Genomic DNA, 21,908 nt, shown 5'->3' with positions numbered 1-21,908 from the left:
ATCGAGACCTCACGGGCCGATGGCCCTGGCCAACGCGGTGGCGGCCTGCTGCAACGGATCCACCACCGCCGTTTGGTCCAAGGTGCCCAGCGCCACCACGCCGACCGACGCCTCCAGCAGGGCCGACGGAACCGCCACCGCCAACCCCCACGCGCCCGGCTGCAGTTCGCCGGACGACTCGACCGCCGTCATCCGGCCGCCGCGGGCGGCCAGGATGGCCCGGCCGGCGGCGCCCCGCTCCAGGGGATGACGCGACCCGGTCCGGTAGGCGACATGGAAGTCGGTCCAGCTGGGTTCGACGACGGCGACCGCCACCGCCTCGTCCCCGTCCGCCAGCGACAGGTGTGCGGTGGCCCCGGTGGCCTCCGCCAGCCGACGCAGGATCGGCACCGCGACCCGGCGGACCTGCGACTGCGCCCGTTGCGACAGGCGCAGCACGCCCGGCCCGATGCTCACCCGGCCGTCACCGGAGCGACGGGCATAACCGTGATCGAGCAACGAGGCCAGCAGCCGGTAGACCACCGGGCGGCTCAGTGACATCCGGCCGGCCAGTTCGCTGACCGTCAGCCCCTCGGGATGATCGGCCAGCAAGGCGAGCACTGCCAGCCCGCGATCCAGCGCCGATGAGCGCTCCGGTGCGCGCTTCGGCGGCCGGTCCGGCGGCGGTGGAAGCATGCCCATATCCTGCCCGACCGCACCGTATTCTGGCGCCATGCAACGACTGGCCGGCTTCATGCGCACCTACTGGTCGCGGGGCACGGCCGGCCGCCCGACGCCACGTTCGCTGAATGCGTTCATGCAACGGATGTGGCTGCTGGCGCTGCTGTTCAAACTGCTCGGTTCCAGCTGGGACGTCTCCTGGCACTTCAAGTGGTTGCGCGACGACCTCGCGCCGCCGCACCTGTTGAACACCGTCGGCACCGGGATCGCCATCGGGCTGGTGCTCGCCCATTCGTTCACCGGCTACGGGGTGGAGAAGGCGTCGCTGCGGCTGATGCAGTGGGGCACCGGCATTTTCGTCATCGCCGGGCCGATCGACATCATCAACCACCGGATCAACGGGCTGGATCTGACGGCCTGGTCGCCGTCACACCTGTTGTTGTACACCGGGACCGCGATCATGATCGCCGGTGTCATCCGGAACTGGTACCGCACCTACCCACGTTCGGCCGGCAGATCCCGCGGCTGGACGCTGGGCATGCTGGCGCTGTGGCTGTTCCTGTTCGAGGACGTCTTCTTCCCGCAGCTGCAGCAGGAGTACGGAGTCCTGGAGATCGCCTCCTGGTTCCGCGGCGCGCCGTACGCCGAACCGTCGCTGCTCAGCTTCGCCGCCGACCAGCTGGGCCGACCGGTTGACGACCTGTCGCTGAACAACTTCGCGATGCCGATCCCGCCGTGGGTATATCCGTTGTGGGCCTTGGTGATCTGCGTGCCGCTGCTGGCCTTCGCCCGTCGGATGGTCGGCTTCGCGTTCACCGCCACCGCGGTGACGGCTGGCTATCTGGCCTACCGGCTGGTGATCTGGCCGCTGCTGGTGGTCGGCAACTTCCCGCCTTCGGTGCCGCCGGTCTGGCTGCTCGCCCTCGGCCTGGCCGTCGACCTGGTGTTCCTGCTCCGGTCTCCCGTGGTGCGCACGGTGGTCGGTGGGATCGGGGTGACGGCCGTCGGCTACGGCGCACTGTGGTTGCAGGCCACGGCCTCCGGCTCGCCCACCGGACTCGGCTCGATGGATATCGCGCAATGGCGCACCGAGTTCGAGACCGGTCATCCGCTGCGCGCGGTGCCGGTGCAGTGGAACACCATCGCCCTGGCCGCGATCGGGCTGCTGATCACCTGGGGCATCGCCGAATGGTTGTCGGGCCGGACGATGCCGGGCCAGGACCGGCCGCCGCCGCTGACCGTCGAGTTCGCCCCGGAGCCACCGCGGAACGCCGCCGGGCAGCTGACCGGGCCGGGGCCGGCCGGCTCAGCGGCGCCAACCGGCTCAGAACGGGCTGACGGGCGCCCTGGTGAGCACCACGGCCACCCCGAAGGCGATCGCCAGCACCAGTAGTTCCCAGCCGCACCAGAGGGCGATCGCCGACGGACGGCCGGCCGCCACCTGCGGCAGCAGCCGGGTGCGCACTACCACCGCCGTCACCGCGATGGCTGCCATGCAGATGATCTTGGCCAGCAGCAGCACGCCGTACCTGGTCTGCCACAACGACTCCGGCAGTGAGGTGATCGGCGACAGGGCCAGCTCGACCAGTCCGTTGAACAGCCCGGTGAGGCCGACCAGCAGCACACACCAGGTGGCCAGTCTGGAGAATCGCGGCAACGCGATCGCCAGCAACGCTGGCCGGCGGATCAGGAAGATCAGCAGCGCGCCGAGTCCGCCCGCCCAGGCGGTGGCGGCGACCACGTGCAGTTCCATCGAGATCATCGCGACGTCGTGCCAGTACCAGTTCGACGCGTGCCCGGTGAGTGGCAGCGGCAGCAGCCCGAACAGCACGATGCCGACCCGCAACTCGGCCGGCACCTTCTCACCGTGCCGGACCGAGAGCCGGCACAGCCAGAACGAGATCAGCCCGCAGGCGGCCGACAGCAGCAGTCCCTTGCCGGCCGGAACGTTGCCGACATACGCCCAGATCTGCCCCGCCGACGGGAATCCGTCACCGGTGGCCGCCGAGATCTCCCAGGCCAGCAGCAGCACCGACAGCAGGGCGGCGGCGGTCCACAGCAGGCTGGCCCAGGCGGCGATCGGCCGGGCCCGGCGCAGCACCGGTTCGGTCGCGCCCGGGTCGTCGAAGCCGACCATCTTCGACAGCAGCGCCAGCCCGGCGGCGGCCACCGCGCCCAGATCGAGCAGCACCCTGGCAACCGGGATGCCCAGCCGGACAACCGCCGGTACCGGCTCGATCCCGACCACGGTCGCGGGCTCCGTCAGCCCCGTGCCGACCAGCGCCGTGATCAGGGCGGCGGCCGCCAGCAGGGCCGCGAACCCGGCGGCCGGGCGCACCAGCCCGGCGAACGGGAGCACGGGACCGGGCCGTTCGGCGGGCCGGGATCTGGTCACCCGATCATCGTGACATGCGCGGCCGGGGCTGTCGGAAGTTCGTCAGCTGCCGATTTCGGCGCTAACGTGTCTGACGTGGCAATTCCTCAATCCTCATTCATGTTCACCTCGACGTCCTCGGCGGCTGCCCCGGACGCACTCGCCGACGATCTGGTGCTGGAGACGGCCAGGGTCGTCCGGTCCGACCGTGGCCTGCGGGTCAACGGCTACCTGGTTCGGTCCGCCGAAGACGCCGATCGGGCGTTCGGCTGCTGGTACTCGCTGCTCACCGACCCGGCCGGCAACCTCCGCCGGCTGACGGTGCGGGCCGACGCGGCGATCGGTGAACGATCGCTGTCGATGACCAAGGCCCCTGGCACTCCCTGGGTGCTGGACCGGGCCGACGGGCGGCAGCAGCAGCCGGACCTCGGCGACGACACCGACGTGGTGCTGGCCGGTTCGCTGCTGGCGCTGTCGCTGCCGGCCCAGCGGCTGGCCCTGCACCATTCCGAGGTCGGCGCCTCGACCTCCGTCGAGGTGGCGGTCGTCGACGTCCCGGACCTCACCCTTTCGACCGAACGGGTGGCATACCGCACAGTCTCGAAGAGTGCCGACGGCACCGTTGAGGTCGCCGTGACCAGCGGAAACGGCGAATCGCTGCTGACCATCGACAGAAATGGCGTCATCGGGCAGACGCCCGTGCCCGCGACTCGCTAGGCTGGAAGAGTGACGCCGTCGGCGTCGAAGGGAGCGACATCATGGTTGATTTCGGTGACATGAAGGACAAGGCGCAGGACTTCATCGCTGAGCACGACGACCAGGTCAAGGACGGCATCGAGAAGGTCGGCGACTTCGTCGGCGACAAGATCGGTCACGACAAGGTCGACGGCATCCAGGACAAGCTCACCGGCCTGGTCGACAAGCTCGCCGGCAACGACCCGGCCGCACCGGCAGCCGCTCCTGCAGCCGCTCCGGAGGCTCCCGCGGCACCGGCCGAGGCGCCCGCGGCACCGGCCGACACACCGCCGGCGCCGCCCGCTCAGTGAGGCGGTAGCCGCGCCAGGACGATCGCGATGACTGCGGCGAACGTCAGCAGTCCCCCGACGTAGCCGACCGCGCCGCCCCAGCCGGCCGCGGCGAACACCACGCCGGCGCCGGCGCCGATCACCGCGCTGCCCAGGTAGTAGCCGAACAGGTACATCGATGACGCCTCGGCGCGGTGTTCGGTGGCGCGCCGTCCGACCCATCCGCTGGCCACCGCGTGAGCGGCGAAGAAGCCGCCGGTGAACAGCAGCATCCCGATGAGCAGCACGGCCAGCGTGCCGGACAGCAGCGCGACCAACCCGACACCGGTGATCACCACCGCGACCAGGAGCACCCGGCCGCGGCCGAACCGGTCGGCCAGCCGGCCGGCCGTTGCCGAGGTCACCGTGCCGGCCAGGTAGAAGCAGAAGACCAGGGACACCAGCGCCTGCGGCAGCCCGAACGGCGCCCCGAGCAGCCGGAACCCGACCAGGTTGTAGATCGAGACGAAGCCGCCCATCAACAGGAACGCCAGGACGAAAAGGCCAGCCAGGGCAGGGTTTCGCAGATGCCCGAGCACATTGCGGGCCACCGCGCGCGGGGCGATCCGGGTGGGAGTGAACCGGCGCGAGGCCGGCGCCGACCGGATGAAGATCACGGTGAACGCCAGCGCGGCGGCGGCGGCGACCTCCAGCGCCCAGCGCCAGTGCATGACGTCCAGCGCCAGCCCGGTGATCAGCCGACCGGACAGCCCACCGAGGGTGGTGCCGGCGATGTAGCGGCCCATCGCCGCGCCGATCGCGCCGTGGTCGACCTCCTCGGCGAGGTAGGCCATCGCCACCGCGGGCACGCCGGCCAGCGCGACGCCCTGCAGGGCGCGGCCGACCACCAGCAGTTCGAAGGTCGGGCTCAGTGGGATCAACAGGCCGAGCACGGCACTGCTGACGGCGCTGACGGTCATCACCGGTGTCCGGCCGAATCGTTCGGACAGCACGCTGGCCGGGATGATCGTCAGCGCGAGCAGTCCGGTGGTCGCGCTCACCGCCAGCGTGGCGGCGCCGGCGTCGACACCGAAGGCGGTGGTTAGTTGGGGCAGCACGGCCTGCGGCGCGTACATCGCCGCGAATGTCGTCATCCCGGCGGCGAACAACGCCAGGGTGAGCGAGCGATAGCCGGCACTGCCGCGGCGATAGCCGGCCACCGGGCCGACGTCGTCGGCCGGTGGCGGTTCCCGGGTCACGGATCCGGGACGGCCAGGCCGGCGACGAGCACGTGCACCATCCGGCGGGCGTCATAGCCCGAGTCGGCGGCCACCCCGGCCACCTCGGTGGTGTCGGCGCCCCCGGTGGTGCCGGCACTCTCGGTGGTGCCGGCGGCGCCGGCGGCGCCGGCGCACAGGCTGCCGATCGCCCGCAGCAGCCCGTACGCATCGACATCTGAGCGGGTCTCGCCCGCTGCCGCCGCGGCCTCCAGTAGCCGCTCGCACACCGGCACCAGTCGGTCCAGGAAGTAGGCGTGCAGGGTCTGGAACTGCGCGTCGTCCGACTGCAGTGCAGCGGCGAGGCCGTGCTTGGTGACCAGGAAGTCGACGAACAGATCGACCCAGCGGGTCAGTGCGACGGACGGTGAAGCGCTGTCGGCCAGCAGGGCCGGCCCGGCCTGTGCGCAGGCATCCACCTGGTGACGGAAGACGGCGATGACGAGATCCGCCCTGGTCGGGAAGTGCCGGTAAATGGTGCCCATGCCGACGCCCGCGCGCGCCGCGATGACGCGGACCGGCGCCTGGACTCCCGCGGTGACGAACACCTCGGCGGCGGCGTCCAACAGGCTCTGTTCGTTGCGGCGGGCGTCGGCCCGCTTGCGCGGGGCGGCAGTGGTCGATCGCTCGCCGCTGTCGGACATCACGCCTGCTCCGTTCCGCTGATCCTGGGCTCGGGTGGTCCCTTGTCGTTGCTAACCGGAACATCGCTCCGTATAGTTACCGGAGCAGCGTTCCGCTTCCAGTGTGCCAGGGCTGGACGGACCGATTCACCGCTCAGCCTCGATGAAGGAGCATCCCATGGACACCAATCCTCGACCGCGGTTCGGGATCATGACGGCCCCGTCGCAGGTCGGCTACCACGAACTGCTCAGGGTCTGGCAGCAGGCGGACGCCCTCCCGCAGATCGAGCATGCCTGGCTGTTCGACCACCTGATGCCGATCTTCGGCGACCCGAACGGCCCGACCTTCGAAGGTTGGACACTGCTGTCCGCCCTGGCGGCGCAGACCGAACGGCTGCGCCTGGGGATCATGGTGACCAGCAACCGTTTCCGGCCACCGGCAATGCTGGCCAAGATCGCGGCCACCGTCGATGTGGTCGCCGACGGGCGGCTGGACTTCGGCATCGGCGCCGGGTCGCTGCCGAGCCATCCGATCGCCCGCCGCGAATACGAGGCACACGGCCTGCCCTACCACGACGCTGCGTACGCGGTCGCCAGTCTCGCCGAGGCGTGCACCATCATCCGCCGGCTGTGGACCTCGGACCAGCCGTTCGACTTCGACGGCCGCTATCACCAGCTGAGCGGCGCCTTCGGCAGCCCGAAACCCGTGCAGCGGCCGCATCCGCCGATCCTGATCGGCGGCCGGTCCACCGGGACGCTGCGGGTGGTCGCCGAGCACGCCGACCTGTGGAACATCCCCGGCGGCGACATCGACGATGCCGTCCGCCGCAGCGCCCGGCTCGACCGCCTCTGTGCCGAGATCGGCCGAGATCCGGCCGCCATCACCAGGTCCATCGCCCTACCGGTCGACTATCAGCGGCCCGGCGCCGGCCGAGCGGCGATCGCCGAGGCCATCGACGCCGGCTTCCCGCACATCGTGCTGATGCTGCCGGCCCCGTATCCCGACCAGGTAGCCAGTTGGGTCGTCGACGAGCTCATTTCGCGCCACGCAACGGTCCCGGTCGGTTGAGCTGAGGTCGGAGCGGGAGCTGGTCGGTGCCATGCCCGATCAGTGCAGTGCGGCGATGGCGGTGCGGATCCGCTTGGCAGAGACCGGGATCGCGGTGCGCATCGGCTGGGCGAACTGGGCGACCCGGAACTCCTGCAGCATCCGGCGAGCGGCCGCGACATCCGGGTCGGTCAGTCGCGCCGGGCGCAGGGTGGCCAACCGCGCCTCGAGTTCGGTGCTCAGTTGCAGCACCTCTGCCATCCGCTCGGAGTCCCGCTCCGGGTTCTGTCTGGCCCGTTCGGCCCTGGTCGCCAGCGCCTGCAGGTAGCGGTCCAGGTCCGGCAGGTGCGCGGCGGTGGTGGCGGTGAGGAACCCGGTGGGCAACAGGCCGGCGAGTTCGCGGCGCATATCGATCGCGGCGGCAGCGAGCGCAGTTCCCTGGACATCGTCGATCGCGGCCTGGGCCCGGTGGGCCGCACGCAGGATCGAGGCACCGGCGGTCACCACGTCCAAAGTGGCCTTGTCCAGGTGCGGCCCCAGCTTGGCCGTCAGGGCGGCGAAGCCCGGCGCGTCCCAGACCGGTCCGCCGGCCCAGTCAAGGAGCGCGTCGACGGCCGCCTCGACGGCGTCGTCGACCAGCGCGGCCAGCGACCCGTGCGGTGCGGTGGCCAGCGTCATCAGCTGGTCGCGGCTGAGCTGGTACTTCAGGTAGCCCAACGGGTTTCGCGCGCCAAGCACCAGCAGTCGGCGGGTGCCGGCCCGCATCGATCTGCTCTGGTCGGCGACCGCGGTATAGACCCGGACACCGACCGCGTCGCCCTCGTCGACCAGCGCCGGATAGGCCCTGACCTGCTGGCCGTGCAATTCCCGGACGATCTCCCGCGGCACCCCGTCGGCCGGGAACTCCCGCAGGCCGTGTCGCTCGACCGAACTACCGGCGTCGCTGACGGCTGCCGCAACCGCTTCCCTGGTGCTGCTCTGCAGCCGCTGCTGAAGTGCGGGTAGATCCTTGCCGGTGGCCACCTCGTTGCCGTCGGCGTCGACCACCCGGAAGGTCATCCGCAGGTGTGGTGGAAGCTTCTCGAGGTCGAAATCACCTGACCCGACGACGATCCCGGTGAGCGCCGTCAGCTGCGCGGCCAATTGGGCCGGCAGCGCCGCCGCGCCGCCGGCGGCCGGGCCGGCCTCGATCCCGGCCAGCGCCGCCCTGGCGAAGTCCGGGGCCGGAACGAAGTTGCGCCGCAAGGTCTTCGGCAGGGTACGCAGCAGCGCCACCGCGAGATCACTGCGCAGGCCTGGGATCTGCGAGGCGAACGAGTCCGGCGTCACCCTCGCCAGCACCGGCAGCGGGATGGTGACGGTGACCCCGTCGTCCTCGCGGGCCGGGTCGAAGACGTAGTCCAGTTCCAGGTCGACCCCGCCCGAGGAGAACCGGTCGGGAAAGGCTTCGGCGGAGACGTCGGCGGCGCCGGCCGCGATCAGCATCTCCGGAGTGAAGGTCAGCAGGTCAGGATCGGCCCGGGAAACCTTGCGCCACCAGGAGTCCAGGTGCCGACCCGAGGTGACGTCGGCCGGGATCCGGGCGTCGTACAGGGCGTACATTGCCTCGTCGTCGATCATGATGTCCCGGCGGCGTGCCCGGTCCTCGCGGCGGGCGACTTCCTCGGCGGCCTCCTGATTGGCGGCGAACCAGGCATGGCGGGTGTCCCAGTCGGCCTCGACCAGGGCGTGCCGGATGAACATCTCCCTGGCCAGTTCAGGGTCGATCCGGTCGAACTGCACGGTCCGGGCGGCGGTCAACACCACCCCGAACAGGGTGACCCGCTCGGTGGCCACCACCGCCGCCCGCTTGGCGTCCCACCGCGGCTCGGAATGGCTGCGCTTCACCAGGTCTCCGCCGAGCCGTTCCGCCCAGGTCGGATCGATCCTGGCCGCCATCCGCCCCCACAGCCTGGACGTCTCGACCAGTTCGGCCGCCACCACGAAATTCGGCGGCGACTTCGCCAGCGACGAACCGGGCCAGAGCACGAACCGGGTGCCCCGGGCGCCGGCGTACTCACGGGTGTTCTCGACCTTCGCGCCGATGTGCGAGAGCAGTCCGGACAGCAGCGACAGATGGATGGACTCGGCGTCGAGCGCGACGGCGGCCGATCCCTTGCCCTGCTGGGTGGACGGTCGTCTTGTCGGGGTGGATACGTCGGCCGACCGAGCGCCGGATTCCGCCGGCGCAGCGGTCGAGGACGCCGTCGGGCTGGCGCCGGCCGTCGCGGACTGCTGCGCGGCGAACTTCGCTGCGGCGAAGGCGCTGCTGCCTTTGCCCCGCCGGCGTCGCTTCTTCGGATCGCGACTCTCCCCCGGCCGGTCAGGACGATGTGTCTTGTGGCCGTCGGTGTTGTTGCTGTCCAGGGTGCTTCCGTCGACGGTGTTGCTATCGGCAGCGCTGCCGTCGAGGGCGCTGCGGCTCGGATCCATGCCGAGCTGCCGGGCCACCTGCTTGAGCTGGGCGTGCAGGTCCTGCCACTCCCTGATCCGCAGGTAGTGCAGATACTCGCTGCGGCACATCCGGCGGAACGCATTGCCGGACAGCGCCTTCGCCTGATCCTTCAGGTAGTGCCAGAGATTCACCAGGGCGAGGAAGTCGGAGGTCGGATCGGCGAACCTGGCGTGTGACGCCCGCGCCTTGTCCTGCTCCTCGAGCGGGTACTCGCGAACATCCTGGATGGCCAACGCGGCGGTGATCACCAGAATCTCGGCCAGGCAGCCGCGGGACTCCGCCTCCACGATCATCCTGGCCAATTGCGGGTCCAGCGGCAGCGCAGAGAGCTTGCGGCCGACCCCCGTCAGGCGTAGCAGGGATGTCCCGCCGGCGCCCGCCGGCCGGTGATCCAGCGCTCCCAGTTCGTCGAGCAGCCGGACCCCGTCGTTGATCTGTCGCGGATCCGGCGGGTCGATGAACGGGAATGACGCGATCTCTCCGAGATCGAGCGCGGCCATCTGCAGGATCACCGCGGCCAGCGAGGTTCTGGCAATCTCCGGGTCGGTGTACTCGGGCCGGGCGGCGAAGTCGTCCTCGCTGTAGAGCCGGATGCAGATGCCGTCGGCCACCCTTCCGCACCGGCCGGCCCGCTGACCGGCGGAGGCCTGGGAGATCTTCTCGATCGGCAGCCGCTGCACCTTGGTCCGGGTCGAGTACCGGGAGATGCGGGCGGTACCGGGGTCGATCACGTAGCGGATTCCCGGGACCGTCAGCGAGGTCTCGGCGACGTTGGTGGCCAGCACGATCCGCCGGCCGGAGTGGGAGGAGAACACCTTGTGTTGGTCGGCGGCGGACAGCCGGCCGTAGAGCGGCAAGACCTCGGTGTGGCCCGGCCGGCCTTGCAGGTGCGCCCGCAAGGCGTCCGCGGTGTCGGTGATGTCCCGTTCGCCGGACAGGAACACCAGGATGTCGCCGTCGCCGTCGGTGCCCAGTTCGTCGACGGCGCGACAGATCGCCGTCGGCTGGTCGATCGTCTCCCTGGGGCGGGGAGCGGGCCGCTTCTTGCCGCGACCACCGTCGGTCTCGTCGGGATCTTCGTCGTCAGCGTCGTCGGCGTCGTCCAGGTCATCCGGAAGGTAAGGCCGGTAACGAATCTCGACCGGGTACGTCCGACCGGACACCTCGACCACCGGAGCGTCGGCGAAGTGCCGGGAGAACCGCTGCGGGTCGATGGTGGCCGAGGTGATGATCACCTTCAGGTCGGGGCGTCGGGGCAGCAACTGGACCAGGTAGCCGAGCAGGAAGTCGATGTTCAGGCTGCGTTCGTGCGCCTCGTCGATGATGATCGTGTCGTAGCGGCTGAGCAGCCGGTCCCGGCCGATCTCGGCGAGCAGGATGCCGTCGGTCATCAGCTTGACCAAAGTGTCGGCGCCGGTGTGGTCGCCGAACCGGATGGTGTAGCCGATGGCGTCGCCGAGCTGGGTGCCGGTCTCGTCGGCGATCCGCTCGGCCAGCGCGCGGGCGGCGATCCGTCGGGGCTGGGTGTGCCCGATCATCCCGCGAACGCCCCGTCCCAGCTTCAGGCAGATCTTCGGCAGCTGGGTCGATTTGCCCGACCCGGTCTCGCCGGCGACGATCACCACCTGGTTGGCGGCGATCACCTCGGCCAACTCGTCGGCGTGCTCGGCGACCGGCAGCTCCGGCGGGAAGGTGATCTCCGGGACAAGTGCGCTACGCCGCTCGAGGCGTCGCTCGGATTCGGCGATCGCGTCGGCGATCTGCCGCAGCGAAGCGTCACGTTTGTCGGAATCGGCGATCTTGCGCAGGCCGGCCAGCCGGCGGCCGAGGCGCCGTTCGTCGGCCAGCGGCACCTGGTTCAGCCGTTGCCGGAGCTCGCGCGGCGTAGGCGGGGCGCTGGCAGACATAACCATCCCAGGATAGTGGAGCGCGACGACCGCTTTCGGCTACCGGCGACCACCGGGCCGCCGCGGTCGCCACCGTCAGCCGTGGGCGTCCAGCACCTTCGCCGACAGCACCGGCCAGGCCACCGCCGCCCATTCACCGAAAGCTTTGTCCGCCAACGAGACGCAGGCCAGCTTGGCGACCGGGTCGACCCACAGGAAGCTGCCCGACTGGCCGAAGTGGCCGAACGTCTGCGGCGAGTTTCCCGGCGCCGTCCAGTGCGGGCTCTTGCCGTTGCGGATCTCGCAGCCGAGACCCCAGTCGTTGTGCTGTTGCCGGCCGAACCCGGGCAGCACGCCCGGCAGATCCGGGAACGCCAGGGTGGAGATCGCCGACAGCACGCCGGGCAGCATCTCCCGGGTGCTCAGCAGTTCCTGCGCCAGCGCGGCCAGGTCGGAGATGCTGCCCGTCATCCCGTGCGCCGGCGAACCCTCAAGCACCGCACCGCTCATCCCCACCGGATCGAGCACCCGCTCCGCCAGTTCGTCGGCGAAGTCGTTGCCGGAAGCGGCCTCCAGTGTCTGCGCCGCGATCTCGATGCCGCGGTTGGAGTAGATCCGCCGGGTGCCGGGAGCGGCCAGCACGTCGTCGGAATCCATCGCGATGCCGGAGGCGTGGGCGAGCAGATGGCGAACCGTCGCGCCCGCCGGGCCGGCCGCGGTGTCCAGACTCAGCAGCCCGTCCTGGCAGCCGTCGAGCACCGTCAGCGCGCTGGCGATCTTGCTCACCGAGGCCCAGCGGTGGCGTTGCCCGTCGTCCAGCAGATCGAGCACGCCGTCGGGACCGATCACCGCGACGGAGGCGGAGCCGACGGGCCAGTCGGCGATGGCGGCTTTCAGGTCGAGGCTCACAGCCCGACCCTATCCGGCGGCGGTCGACGCCAGGTCGCGCAGCAGTGCCGACGATCCGGCATCGGCCGGATAGAACGTCTCGATGGCCAACTCCGACACGGTGACGTCCCGTGGGGTGCCGAACACCGTGGTCATGCTGAACATCGCCAGTTCGGCGTCGCCGAACCGGATCCGCAGCGGTACCACGATCGCGTCGGTGTCCGGCTGCGTCCGGCTGTCGGCCCCGGGATAACCGGTCAGCTCGTCCAGCAGCGCCATCAGTCCGGCGTCGGCGGAGGCGGCGATCTCTCGACTCAGTCGCTCCAGCAGGTGGCCTCGCCACTCGCCGAGATTCACGATGGCCGGCGCCAGCCCGTCCGGGTGCAGGCTGAGCCGGAGCACGTTGACCGGCGGCTCCAGCAGATGCGCCGCCGCGCCGGCGATCAACCGCTCGATGGCGCGGTTGCCGGCCACCATGTCCCAGTGCTGGTCGATGACCACCGCCGGGAACGGCTCGTGCGCCTCCAACACCGTGGTGATGGCATCGCTGACCAGCGCCATCGACGGCTCGCCGAGCCGGTGCTCCGGGTGGGCAGGGGCGTAGCCGCCGGACATCAGCAGGGTGTTCTGTTCGCGCAGCGGCACCTCGAGCTGTGCGGCAAGCCGCAGGATCATCGAGGGCGTCGGCTTCGACCTCCCGGTCTCCACGAAACTCAGATGTCGGGCCGAAACCTCCGCCCTGGCAGCGAGTTCCAGCTGGCTGAGATGCCGACGCTCGCGCCATTGGCGCAGCAGATGGCCGACCGATCCGGCCGGAGCGGCTGTCGTCATCCCTGCACCGTACGACGTCACCGTTCGGCGGCACTTACCTGGCAGGTAATCGACGGGCTTCCCCTTCCCCAGCAACATTGTCGGCATGCGGATCGGCCGACCGGGTCGACCGGAAACCAGAAGGAGCATCACGATGACCGACTTCCAGCAGCTCGCCGCCTACTACATTGCGATCTGGAACGAGACCGATGTCGAAGCCCGCCAAGCCGCGATCGGCCGCGTGTGGGCGGCGGACGCGCGTTACGTCGATCCGCTGGCCGACGTGACCGGACACGACGGCATCGCCGCCGTGGTAGCCGGCGCGCAGGGTCAGTTCCCCGGCTGGCAGTTCCGGCTGCTCGGAGCCGTCGATGCGCACCACGAGCAGTTCCGGTTCAGCTGGGAGCTGGGCCCGGCCGACGGCGAGGCGCCGATCGTCGGCTCCGATGTCGCCGTCGTCGGAGCGGACGGCCGGTTGACCCTGGTGCTGGGTTTCCTCGACAAGGTGCCGGCCCAGGTCTGACGGCGGTCGACCCTGCCTCCCCGCTACAGTCGAGCAATGCCGCCGGCCGCATCCACCGACCTGCCCCGCAGGCTGTTGGCGGAGTTTCTCGGTACTGCGCTGCTGGTGGCCGTCATCGTCGGCTCCGGCATTGCCGCGCAACAGCTTTCCCCGAACGATGTCGGGCTGCAGCTGCTGGAGAACTCGATGGCCACGGTTTTCGGTCTCGCGGTCCTGATCCTGGTCCTTGGCCCCGTCTCCGGCGCGCATTTCAACCCGGTGGTCTCCGCCGTCGACCATCTGCTCGGGCGACGCAGCGGCGTCGGCCTCTCGGCCGTCGACGTCGGCTACTACTCGGTGGTGCAAGTCGCCGGCGGGATCGTCGGTGCGTTGCTGGCCAACGTGATGTTCGACCTCCCACTCGCGCAAATCTCGACGAAGGACCGGCTGACGACGGGCCACACCGTCGCCGAGGTCGTCGCCACTGCCGGCCTCATCGTGGTGATCTTCGCGCTCGCCCGCGGCGGCCGGGCTGCATTGTCGGCGGCGGCGGTCGGCGCCTACATCGGCGCCGCCTACTGGTTCACCAGCTCTACCTCGTTCGCCAACCCGGCGGTGGCGGTCGGCCGGATCTTCAGCGATACCTTTGCCGGCATCTCGCCGGCGTCGGTCCCGATCTTCGTGGCGGCGCAGGTCGTCGGCGGCGCCGTCGGTCTGGTCCTGGTGGTACTGCTGTACCCGGACGCGGGGGCTGCCGCGGATCGCGCGGTGGTACCCCATCGACCGGGTCGTCGCCGTGGCTGAGGCGCCCGTCCATCGGCTCCGCCGCCACTGGCGGTGGCGACCCTCGACGGGGTCGGGTCAGGGAAGCATCCGGCCCAGGAGGCCGGCGAGCCGCTGACGTTCGGCAACGGTGAGCGAGTGCGTCATCGGTGCGATCAGGCCGGCAATCTCCGCCGTCAGACCCGGGTCAAGCCTTCGCCCGTCGGCGGTGAGACTGACCCGGACCGACCTTCCGTCGTCGCCACTACTGGTCCGCTGCACCAGACCACGCTTCTCGGCCCGGTCGATCAGACCGCTCACCGACGACCGGTCCAGCCCGAGATACCTGGCCAGTTCAGCCATTTTGGGCTGGCGGTCGCGCAGGATCGCCAGCATCCGTAGCTGGGTCAAGGACATGTCGTGAGCGGCCGCCGCCTGGCTCAGTCGGGCCATCACCGCGAACGAGGTCTGCACGAGGGCGTCCAACAGCTCGGGGTCGAGCTCGGATCCGGGTCGGGTGAACATCGTCCCAGACTACCCGATCTGATTGGTGTTACCATCTAGTTTAGTTCGTATTCCCAATTATATTTCCGACGCGATCCGCCGTCAGGTTCCTGGAGGTCAACATGCACGCCGCCGTCGTCACCGCCTTCGATTCCCCGCCGGCCTACCGCGAGTTCCCCGTGCCGACACCCCGAACACCGCACGAAGCAGTGGTCGACGTCATTGCCACCGGCCTGCACCCGCGGGTGCGGTCGCAGGCGGACGGCTCGCACTACACCAGTACGGACGAATTGCCGCTGGTTCCGGGTATCGACGGCGTCGGTCGCGCGCCCGACGGGTCGGTGCGGTACTTCGTGTTGCCGGACACCACCATGGGCGCGATGGCCGAGCAGACGGTCATCGACCTGCGGCGCAGCATCGAACTGCCGGCGGGAACGGATCCGGTGGCGGTCGCGGCCGGGATGAACCCCGCGATGTCGTCCTGGGTGGCGCTGCGCCGGCGCATCGATTTCCGCTCCGGGCAAAGCGTTCTGGTGTTGGGCGCGACCGGTAGCGCCGGCCGGCTGGCCGTCCAGGTCGCCCGACTGCTGGGAGCGGGCAAGGTGGTCGGTGCCGGTCGTCACCCCGGTCGGTTGGCGACGCTGACGGAGCTCGGGGCTGACGAGACGGTCTCCCTCGACGGTGACCCCGGCGAGGTCGACGATCGGCTCGGGCGGGCCGCGGCCGACGTGGATGTGGTGATCGACTACCTCTGGGGTGCCCCGGCAGCCGGTGCGATCCGCGCCCTGGTCACCGAGCGGAGCGACCGGGGGGTGCCACTCACCTGGGTCCAGATCGGCTCGGTGGCCGGGCCCGAGGCCGCGATCCCATCGGCCGCGCTTCGGGCGGCACGGCTGCAGATCGTCGGCAGTGGGCAGGGTTCGGTACCGACCCGCGACATTCTGGCCGAACTACCCGACCTGGCGACCGAGATCGCCAGTGGCAAGCTCCGGCTCGATGCCCGCGGCGTGCCGCTCGCCGACGTCGGGTCCGCCTGGGCGGAGACCGGCCGCGACGAACGGATCGTCATCACGCCGTGACGGGCGCTCGTGTTCTGTCCCGCGGTCGACTAACCCGTTGCGGTCGGCCGACTCCGCCGCCAGAGTGGCCGTATGACCACAACGACAGGCGGGCCGTCGGCCCGGCCCCTGCATCTGGACCCGCTGGCCTTTGTCCTGGCGGTGGAGGGCGCCGCACTGATGCGGGCCTTCGCCGGTGAACACGACGCCGCCTTCGTGCGGGCCAGACTGGCCAATATCCGAAGCCTGCTGGCCGATCCCGGCCCGCTCGGCGCGCCGGCCGAGGTGCGTGCGCTGACGGCCGCAGAAGGCTACGACGCCTGGTCGGTCGACTACGACGAACCCGGAAACGGGCTGCTGGCGCCGGACTTCGAGCGGGTCACCGCGATGATCGAGGACCAGCCGGGCGGCTTGGCGATCGACATCGCCTGCGGGACAGGTCGCTACGCCGAGTGGCTCGCCGGGCGCGGATATCAGGTGATCGGCGTCGACGGATCGCCCGGCATGCTGTCGGTGGCCCGCCGGAAGCTGCCGACCGTCGACCTGCGGCAGGGGGACCTGACGGACCTACCGGTTCCGGATCGCTGCGCCGATCTGGCCGTGTGCGCGCTGGCGCTGACCCATCTTGAGGACCTCACCGACGCGTACGCCGAGTTTGCCCGGGTGCTCAAACCTGGTGGCCGGCTGGTGGTTTCCGATACCCACTCGCTGTACCTGACGGCGGCCCGCTACCCACTGATCAAGCAGTTGGTCGACGGCGAGTTCGGCTACCTTCCCGGCTGGGAGCACTCGCTGGCCGATCACCTCAACGCCGCGCTCCGGGCCGGCTTCGCCGTTCAACGGGTGTCCGAGTTCAAGCTCGACGGGATCATCGATCCTGGGCTCGCTCCGGAGGATCTGCGGGACGCTCCGGTGCCCGACCCGTGGCCGTTGATGACCTGGGTGTCGGCGGCGGCGAATGCGGCGTGGGCCGGTGCACCCGCATCGATGTACCTGCAGCTGCAGAGGATCTCGGACGGCGGGTGACGGCAGGTTCACCCGCCGGCCGACGCCAGTTCCGCAGCGGCAGCCGCGGCGCCGGCCTCGATGATCTTCGGGTGGTCGGGGTCGGTGTTGTCGACGACCAGCCTCGCCCGTTCCCACGGCCGGGAGCTGGTGAAGTAGAGCAACTGAGCACCGAAGTACCGCTGACGAAGACCGTCGTCGATGCCCGTCCCGCCTCCGGCACGCTGACTCATTCGCCGGACGGCAGTCTCGGACGGGACGTCGAGAAAGACCGACGAATCCCAGTAACTCGCAAGCTCCCGACGATGCAGAAACGTTCCGTCCACGAGCACCAGGGCATCGTCGGCGGCCCGGACCGGTGCCGGCCTGGTCACCCGACCGCTGTCGTGGTCGATCGCGGCAGCGCGGAACCAACCGTCACCCGAGGGGCGTAATGGGTCGAGGGCATCGGACGTCAGCGCGTCATAGTTGTAGCTGTCGAGCCAGAACCCTTCCGGCGAATAGCGACCTCTGGCATGCCTGATCGCGGCGGGATTGAAGAAGTCGTCGACGTGCAACACGACAACCGGCCGGGTCTCGACGCTCCGCGCCAGCGCGGCGGCGAACGTCGTCTTCCCGCTGGCCCCGACACCGTCGATCGCAACGAGCGCGCGTCTGCCGCGCGGTGCGGTGTCGATGATGCGCGCGAGAGTCGCTTCCGCATCAGAATCCACCTGGTCACGCTAGCTGCTAGAAGCACGACTCCGGTGGCGAGCACCTGGTCGGCACCTTTGTCGGGCTCGGGCAGTTCCGATCCGCTATCCCCGCGTCACTCGGAACATCTTTGCCTGGTGGGGTGCGAGCGATGCCGACACCGATCCGTCGGCGGCCGTCGCCGACTGCTTCGAGACCAGATCCTTGTCCGTCACCGGCCCCGTCCCCAGACCCACCTGGCGTGCGTCGGCGGTCAGCACCCGCGCAGCGTCACTGCTGTTGAACAGGACGACCGAGACATCGCCGTTGGACAAAGGTTTGGTCATCACCATCCACCCGTCGCCGCTGGAGGTGACTCGTCCCTGGACGCCGAGCGAATCCTGGTCGACGGCGATGACGTCGGCATTCTTCAGGATCGCCAATGCGTCCTGGTCGCCGGCCAGCGCTGCCGGGTTGGTTGACACCAATAGCGGTGCGGCCATCTGCGCGAACATGATGAACTGGGTCTGCTGTTCGACGTTACTCATCGCGTGGCCCGCCGCCAGCATGTCCTCATCGTTCCAGAACCCGGGCTGCTGGTAGTCGGCGATCCTGGCGTTCTGTTCGACAGTGCGCAACAAACTTACCCAGCTGTTCCCGGAGTCGGCCTCCACCCGGGCCAGTTGACCGTACTTCCACGCCCAGGACGCGGCGTCCTGGTAGATCGCGCCGTCGTAGCCACACCACCAAGCGATCGATGCCGGTGCGGACACCGCCAGCAGCATCGGCCGGTCGATGTCGGCCAGGGCTTCCGCCGCCGACTTGTACCGCGCTTCGACATCCTTGAGACCCTTGCTGGTGTCGCACTGGGAATTGATCAATGTGTTGTCGGCCGAACCGCACAGGTCCAACTTGATGTAGTCCATGTTCCAGTCCGCGAACTGGTTGAAGTCCTGGTTGAACAGACCGAGCGATGCCGGGTACCCGCCGCAGGTCTGCACCGACGCAGCCGAATAGATGCCCACCTTCAGGCCCTTGCCGTGGACGTAGTCGGCCAGCGACGCCATACCGCTGGGGAACTTGGCGGTGTCGACCGTCAGACGCCCACTGCCGTCCCGTGACCTGTTCGCCCAGCAGTCATCGATGTTGATGTATTGGTAGCCGAGGTCCTTCAGGCCCAGAGTCACGAATTGGTCGGCGGCAGACTTCATCAACGATTCGGAGACATTGCAGCCGTAGGCGAGCCAGTCGTTGAATCCCATCGGCGGTGTTGGCGCCAGCGACGCGGCAATGGTGCGATCCAGCCCGGTGTCCGCCTTCGCCGCGACTGTCGACACGGCGATGTCGAAGATATGCAGGTTCGGATCTGTCGGCAGGGTCACGGCCATCAGGTGCTTGGTCGGATCGATCGGGAAGATGCGGGAGAACACCGTGAATCGTTGTGACCGATCGGCCACTCCCGACGCGGTATTGCGGCCGGAGGTCACCAGGGCGGGCTGGGCGGCGTAGTCGTTGTCGGCGTCAGCGGCCGAGTCGGTCCAGTCGGGAAACGCCGCTTGGTTCGGCGTGATCGCTGAGACCTTCGCCGTCACCCCGTCGTCGTAGTGCACCAGGACCTGCTGATCGTCACCGCCGGCGGTGGAGGTGCCGAGCAGGCCGAGGCCGCGTTTGCCGGTCGCATCGAGCGCGATCGTCTGGCCACCCGCGGCAATATTGTCCGGCTTGCCGGACCTGGAGTCCGGCCACCGGTAGTCGAGTCCGGGCTGCCCGCCCTGAATCTTCGCTCCTGGCTTGGTCTTTGCCGCCTTGAGCGCTTCGCGACGCAAACTCGAGCCAGCGCCGTCCAGATCACCCTTGTCGCGGTCGCGGAACTCTGTGGTGCCCACGTTGTTGAACGCCGCGCCGACGGAGCCGAACGGCACGATGCTGGCGGCGTCGGCGGTCAACTGACCACCGGACGACGAGGCGGTGGCGGTCCAGCTGAGGTCCCCGGGTTCACGATCGCGCGGAACGCTGACTCGATAAATGGCGGTTCCCACCGCACCGGCCTTGATCGTCCCGGCCATCGCCTGTTCCCTGCGCACGCTGATGCCCGCCGGCCCCGTCAGGTCGGCCGTCGCACTGCTGAGCGCCTGAGCGGACGCGTTCGTCATGCTCACCCGGACGCGGGCGGACGATCCGGGTGCGATCACCGGTGGAGCGCTGACGATCAGCGATTGTTCGCTGAGCAGACCGCCGACCCACGGCGGCGCCTGGTCGAGCACGCTCACGGCGAACACGTGATAGGAAGTGTTGGACGGCAGCGTCAGACTGGCCACCGTCTTTGCCGGATCGAGCGGAAAGTCCTTGGAATACAACGAGTACTCGTAGTCGGTGTTTGCATATCCGCCTTGGGTGTTGCGACCGGCGACGCCCCCGACCCGGCGGGCGCCGAAGGCTTCCGGATCGGCTTGATGGGTTGCCAGGTCGCCCCAATTTGGAATGCCGATCCCCTGCCGGACCCGACGGGAGATCTCCTCCGAGGTGCCGTCTGTGTAGGTGACGGTGAGCGATCCCGAGATCCCGTTCGCGGATGCGGCGGCCAATACCGAGAGCGCGGCCCCGGAGGCATTGACCGGGACCACCTGACCGTTGGCCCGCACATTGTCGGGCTTCTCGTCGGTCGCCGGATCGGCAGGCTGGTAGTCCGGCCAGATGTACGTCGGTCCGCCCGGATCCGTAGCCACGGTCGATCCCGGGGTGATACCCAGCTCGGCAAATTTCTGCGCGGCAAAACTGTTCCCCGAGCCGTCGAAATTGCCCGAGGCCCGAGTCGCGACCGAGGTCAGGCCGACGTTGTCGAACAATGGACCCAACGGGACATGTACCACGGGCGCGGTTTCCAGGACTGCGGCGGAGCTGCTCTGCGCACCGGCTGACGCCAGCGCCAGTCCGAGAAACAGCGGAATGACGCCGAGCGCTCTGGACAGTCTTCGTGCGGGTGATCGAGTCATGGGTGAAACCTCCAGATACACGCGAATGACCGGGCTCACCGCGCAATGCTCCCGACGCTAAACCCGAGACCATCTGCGCACAAGTGCAATGTACTGATTATTTTGAAGCATGTTCACTCAGAGACTCTGCGAGGGTCCCGCCGCGCGGGTCACTCTGGTCGATACGTCGACGGTCCACCGTATCCGCGATCATGACGGTGTACCGCATTGTCGGCACTCCTGGGCATACTGCGATCCATGACCGCATCCGAGGTCCTCGAGACCTTCGCCGCCGCTATCGACGCCCGCGACTGGGACCGGCTCGATTCGCTACTCGCCGAAAACTTCCACAGCCGGTTCGTCCACGACGGCAGGACGCTCGATCGAGCCGGCTTCGTCAGGTTCAACAGGGACTACCCAGGCTCGTGGTCTTTCGCCTTGGAGGACGCCGTGGCCGACGGCGACCGCGCCGTGGGTCGCGCACGGGTCACCGATGGCAGCGAAGAATACTTCGTCGCCTCGTTCATCACGCTCGACCAAGCCGGATTGATCGCCGAGCTCACCGAGGTGTGGACAGACGGCACGCCCGTGGATCACTAAGACCTGCCGGGTCAATGTTCGAGACTTCGACGGTGCAGGTACAGACCAGGGCATCGGGAGGCGAATTTGACGTCCCGGACCGTGAGGATCTGAATCGGGGACATCCAGCCCTGCGACGGCTTGTGCAGCGCCCACCCGCCGCCCAACGTGACCGCTGCATGCTGCGCCAACCCGTCCCGACCGCGCCAGAGCAGCACCGTTCCGGGTTCGTCGTCCGAGCCGCCATCGCGAGTTTCCGCCGCCAGCCACTCCTCGAAGGGCGCCTGCTGCATCCAGGCCTCGGCGGCCCCTCCGACACCTGCAGCACCCATCACCGTTCCGAAGCAATTCGGTCCGCTCCGCGTCGGAAAGGTCCCGACCAACCGGCGGGCGCAGGGCAGCACCTGTTCGATCCGATCCCAGACGGCCTGGTCAACCTCAGTATGACGAGAGGGTCGCCGTCCGTTCTCGACCGACCGCACTATGCGCACCGTGTCCGTCCCGTCGTGTCGCCGCCAGCGGTGCGTGGCGCGCTGCGATCGCCGGACATCCGGCGGCAGGCCCTGGGCCTCGGCCCTGGTAAGCCAACAAACAAGCTGATCGTCTTCGATGCCATAGAGCGAGAACGAGTCCCGCAACTCGGGCGTCAGCCGACCGCGATCATCGGCAACGTGCAGGTTTCGAGCGACCGACTGGGGCACGAGATATGGCTGCTCCTCAGGCATCAGCCATTCGAACCACTGGGCGATCAGGCCGACGTCGACCGGAATGCCCAGTACCTGCATGAACG

Annotated in this window: 20 protein-coding genes; 9 read left to right on the top strand and 11 right to left on the bottom strand. The window is 69.2% G+C overall.

All coding sequences use genetic code 11. From position 1 onward, the window contains the following. Nucleotides 1-9 precede the first annotated feature (9 nt). Nucleotides 10-681 (bottom strand): IclR family transcriptional regulator, encoded by a 672-nt coding sequence (locus K340_RS37250; protein WP_029136036.1) that lies wholly within the window; start codon nt 679-681, stop codon nt 10-12. A 31-nt stretch (nt 682-712) separates the two neighbouring features. Here K340_RS37250 and K340_RS27835 point away from each other — a divergent pair, with 31 nt between their 5' ends. Then, a complete protein-coding gene (locus tag K340_RS27835) occupies nt 713-2,053 on the top strand; it encodes a hypothetical protein (RefSeq protein WP_211229290.1) in 1,341 nt (446 codons plus the stop codon). On the opposite strand, the gene K340_RS0105945 is transcribed toward K340_RS27835, so the two are convergent. Continuing rightward, entirely contained in the window at nt 1,985-3,055 is a 1,071-nt protein-coding gene (locus tag K340_RS0105945; protein WP_211229289.1) for a copper resistance D family protein, read from the bottom strand. The genes K340_RS27835 and K340_RS0105945 overlap by 69 nt on opposite strands. A gap of 75 nt (nt 3,056-3,130) precedes the next feature. Here K340_RS0105945 and K340_RS0105940 point away from each other — a divergent pair, with 75 nt between their 5' ends. Together K340_RS0105940 and K340_RS27830 are read left to right on the top strand one after the other, a co-directional pair. Then, nucleotides 3,131-3,751 (top strand): putative glycolipid-binding domain-containing protein, encoded by a 621-nt coding sequence (locus K340_RS0105940; RefSeq protein WP_154674103.1) that lies wholly within the window; start codon nt 3,131-3,133, stop codon nt 3,749-3,751. Between the two features lie 41 nt (nt 3,752-3,792). Beyond that, nucleotides 3,793-4,080: an antitoxin gene (locus K340_RS27830; protein ID WP_037363052.1), complete on the top strand. Its 288-nt coding sequence runs from the start codon at nt 3,793-3,795 to the stop codon at nt 4,078-4,080. On the opposite strand, the gene K340_RS0105930 is transcribed toward K340_RS27830, so the two are convergent. Further along, complete coding sequence (locus K340_RS0105930) at nt 4,074-5,297, bottom strand: MFS transporter (RefSeq protein WP_029136033.1); 1,224 nt, start codon at nt 5,295-5,297, stop codon at nt 4,074-4,076. The genes K340_RS27830 and K340_RS0105930 overlap by 7 nt on opposite strands. Continuing rightward, complete coding sequence (locus tag K340_RS27825) at nt 5,294-5,959, bottom strand: TetR/AcrR family transcriptional regulator (protein ID WP_037363051.1); 666 nt, start codon at nt 5,957-5,959, stop codon at nt 5,294-5,296. The genes K340_RS0105930 and K340_RS27825 overlap by 4 nt, the downstream gene beginning before the upstream one ends. A gap of 157 nt (nt 5,960-6,116) precedes the next feature. Between K340_RS27825 and K340_RS0105920 the strand changes: the two genes are divergently transcribed. Next, nucleotides 6,117-7,007 (top strand): LLM class flavin-dependent oxidoreductase, encoded by an 891-nt coding sequence (locus K340_RS0105920; protein ID WP_029136032.1) that lies wholly within the window; start codon nt 6,117-6,119, stop codon nt 7,005-7,007. A gap of 39 nt (nt 7,008-7,046) precedes the next feature. On the opposite strand, the gene hrpA is transcribed toward K340_RS0105920, so the two are convergent. The 3 genes from hrpA to K340_RS0105905 all read right to left on the bottom strand — a co-directional run bounded on the left by hrpA (nt 7,047) and on the right by K340_RS0105905 (nt 13,085). Then, the gene (gene hrpA / locus K340_RS0105915) at nt 7,047-11,393 is read right to left on the bottom strand and encodes an ATP-dependent RNA helicase HrpA (protein WP_211229288.1); all 4,347 of its coding nucleotides are present in this window, start codon (nt 11,391-11,393) and stop codon (nt 7,047-7,049) included. A gap of 69 nt (nt 11,394-11,462) precedes the next feature. Then, complete coding sequence (locus tag K340_RS0105910; RefSeq protein WP_029136030.1) at nt 11,463-12,275, bottom strand: serine hydrolase domain-containing protein; 813 nt, start codon at nt 12,273-12,275, stop codon at nt 11,463-11,465. A 9-nt stretch (nt 12,276-12,284) separates the two neighbouring features. Continuing rightward, on the bottom strand, nt 12,285-13,085 hold the full coding sequence (locus K340_RS0105905; RefSeq protein WP_029136029.1) for a helix-turn-helix domain-containing protein: 801 nt from the start codon (nt 13,083-13,085) through the stop codon (nt 12,285-12,287). A gap of 133 nt (nt 13,086-13,218) precedes the next feature. Between K340_RS0105905 and K340_RS0105900 the strand changes: the two genes are divergently transcribed. Together K340_RS0105900 and K340_RS0105895 are read left to right on the top strand one after the other, a co-directional pair. Continuing rightward, entirely contained in the window at nt 13,219-13,587 is a 369-nt protein-coding gene (locus K340_RS0105900; protein WP_029136028.1) for a nuclear transport factor 2 family protein, read from the top strand. Between the two features lie 36 nt (nt 13,588-13,623). Next, nucleotides 13,624-14,370, top strand: coding sequence for an aquaporin (locus K340_RS0105895; RefSeq protein ID WP_029136027.1), 747 nt, complete (start codon nt 13,624-13,626; stop codon nt 14,368-14,370). Nucleotides 14,371-14,427: 57 nt separating this feature from the next. Here the strand turns inward: K340_RS0105895 and K340_RS0105890 are convergent, their stop codons facing one another. Further along, nucleotides 14,428-14,853, bottom strand: a complete 426-nt coding sequence (locus K340_RS0105890) for a MarR family winged helix-turn-helix transcriptional regulator (protein ID WP_029136026.1) — start codon at nt 14,851-14,853, stop codon at nt 14,428-14,430. A 101-nt stretch (nt 14,854-14,954) separates the two neighbouring features. Here K340_RS0105890 and K340_RS0105885 point away from each other — a divergent pair, with 101 nt between their 5' ends. Together K340_RS0105885 and K340_RS0105880 are read left to right on the top strand one after the other, a co-directional pair. Then, the gene (locus tag K340_RS0105885) at nt 14,955-15,911 is read left to right on the top strand and encodes a quinone oxidoreductase family protein (RefSeq protein WP_029136025.1); all 957 of its coding nucleotides are present in this window, start codon (nt 14,955-14,957) and stop codon (nt 15,909-15,911) included. Between the two features lie 72 nt (nt 15,912-15,983). Next, nucleotides 15,984-16,916, top strand: a complete 933-nt coding sequence (locus tag K340_RS0105880) for a class I SAM-dependent methyltransferase (RefSeq protein ID WP_051265245.1) — start codon at nt 15,984-15,986, stop codon at nt 16,914-16,916. A gap of 8 nt (nt 16,917-16,924) precedes the next feature. On the opposite strand, the gene K340_RS0105875 is transcribed toward K340_RS0105880, so the two are convergent. Then, the gene (locus K340_RS0105875) at nt 16,925-17,608 is read right to left on the bottom strand and encodes a nucleoside/nucleotide kinase family protein (RefSeq protein ID WP_029136023.1); all 684 of its coding nucleotides are present in this window, start codon (nt 17,606-17,608) and stop codon (nt 16,925-16,927) included. Between the two features lie 84 nt (nt 17,609-17,692). Further along, on the bottom strand, nt 17,693-20,560 hold the full coding sequence (locus tag K340_RS33920) for a glycoside hydrolase family 27 protein (protein ID WP_084614100.1): 2,868 nt from the start codon (nt 20,558-20,560) through the stop codon (nt 17,693-17,695). Nucleotides 20,561-20,797: 237 nt separating this feature from the next. On the opposite strand from K340_RS33920, the gene K340_RS33915 reads away from it, so the two are divergent. Continuing rightward, complete coding sequence (locus K340_RS33915) at nt 20,798-21,139, top strand: nuclear transport factor 2 family protein (RefSeq protein WP_051265241.1); 342 nt, start codon at nt 20,798-20,800, stop codon at nt 21,137-21,139. 11 nt (nt 21,140-21,150) lie between these two features. On the opposite strand, the gene K340_RS0105855 is transcribed toward K340_RS33915, so the two are convergent. Continuing rightward, nucleotides 21,151-21,903, bottom strand: a complete 753-nt coding sequence (locus K340_RS0105855; protein ID WP_029136022.1) for a hypothetical protein — start codon at nt 21,901-21,903, stop codon at nt 21,151-21,153. Between the last annotated feature and the right edge of the window lie 5 nt (nt 21,904-21,908).

It is taken from the genome of Nakamurella lactea DSM 19367 (assembly GCF_000426645.1).
Classification (GTDB): domain Bacteria; phylum Actinomycetota; class Actinomycetes; order Mycobacteriales; family Nakamurellaceae; genus Nakamurella; species Nakamurella lactea.
This window is presented reverse-complemented; position numbering and strand designations above follow the sequence as displayed.

Coding starts and splice junctions, on each gene's coding strand:
- K340_RS33915 (WP_051265241.1), top strand. CDS start 20,798: ATGACCGCATCCGAGGTCCTCGAGACCTTCGCCGCCGCTATCGACGCC.
- K340_RS0105895 (WP_029136027.1), top strand. CDS start 13,624: ATGCCGCCGGCCGCATCCACCGACCTGCCCCGCAGGCTGTTGGCGGAG.
- K340_RS0105880 (WP_051265245.1), top strand. CDS start 15,984: ATGACCACAACGACAGGCGGGCCGTCGGCCCGGCCCCTGCATCTGGAC.
- K340_RS0105920 (WP_029136032.1), top strand. CDS start 6,117: ATGGACACCAATCCTCGACCGCGGTTCGGGATCATGACGGCCCCGTCG.
- K340_RS0105905 (WP_029136029.1), bottom strand. CDS start 13,085: ATGACGACAGCCGCTCCGGCCGGATCGGTCGGCCATCTGCTGCGCCAA.
- K340_RS37250 (WP_029136036.1), bottom strand. CDS start 681: ATGGGCATGCTTCCACCGCCGCCGGACCGGCCGCCGAAGCGCGCACCG.
- K340_RS27830 (WP_037363052.1), top strand. CDS start 3,793: ATGGTTGATTTCGGTGACATGAAGGACAAGGCGCAGGACTTCATCGCT.
- K340_RS0105890 (WP_029136026.1), bottom strand. CDS start 14,853: ATGTTCACCCGACCCGGATCCGAGCTCGACCCCGAGCTGTTGGACGCC.
- K340_RS0105900 (WP_029136028.1), top strand. CDS start 13,219: ATGACCGACTTCCAGCAGCTCGCCGCCTACTACATTGCGATCTGGAAC.
- K340_RS27835 (WP_211229290.1), top strand. CDS start 713: ATGCAACGACTGGCCGGCTTCATGCGCACCTACTGGTCGCGGGGCACG.
- K340_RS33920 (WP_084614100.1), bottom strand. CDS start 20,560: ATGACTCGATCACCCGCACGAAGACTGTCCAGAGCGCTCGGCGTCATT.
- K340_RS0105855 (WP_029136022.1), bottom strand. CDS start 21,903: ATGCAGGTACTGGGCATTCCGGTCGACGTCGGCCTGATCGCCCAGTGG.
- hrpA (WP_211229288.1), bottom strand. CDS start 11,393: ATGGTTATGTCTGCCAGCGCCCCGCCTACGCCGCGCGAGCTCCGGCAA.
- K340_RS0105885 (WP_029136025.1), top strand. CDS start 14,955: ATGCACGCCGCCGTCGTCACCGCCTTCGATTCCCCGCCGGCCTACCGC.
- K340_RS27825 (WP_037363051.1), bottom strand. CDS start 5,959: ATGTCCGACAGCGGCGAGCGATCGACCACTGCCGCCCCGCGCAAGCGG.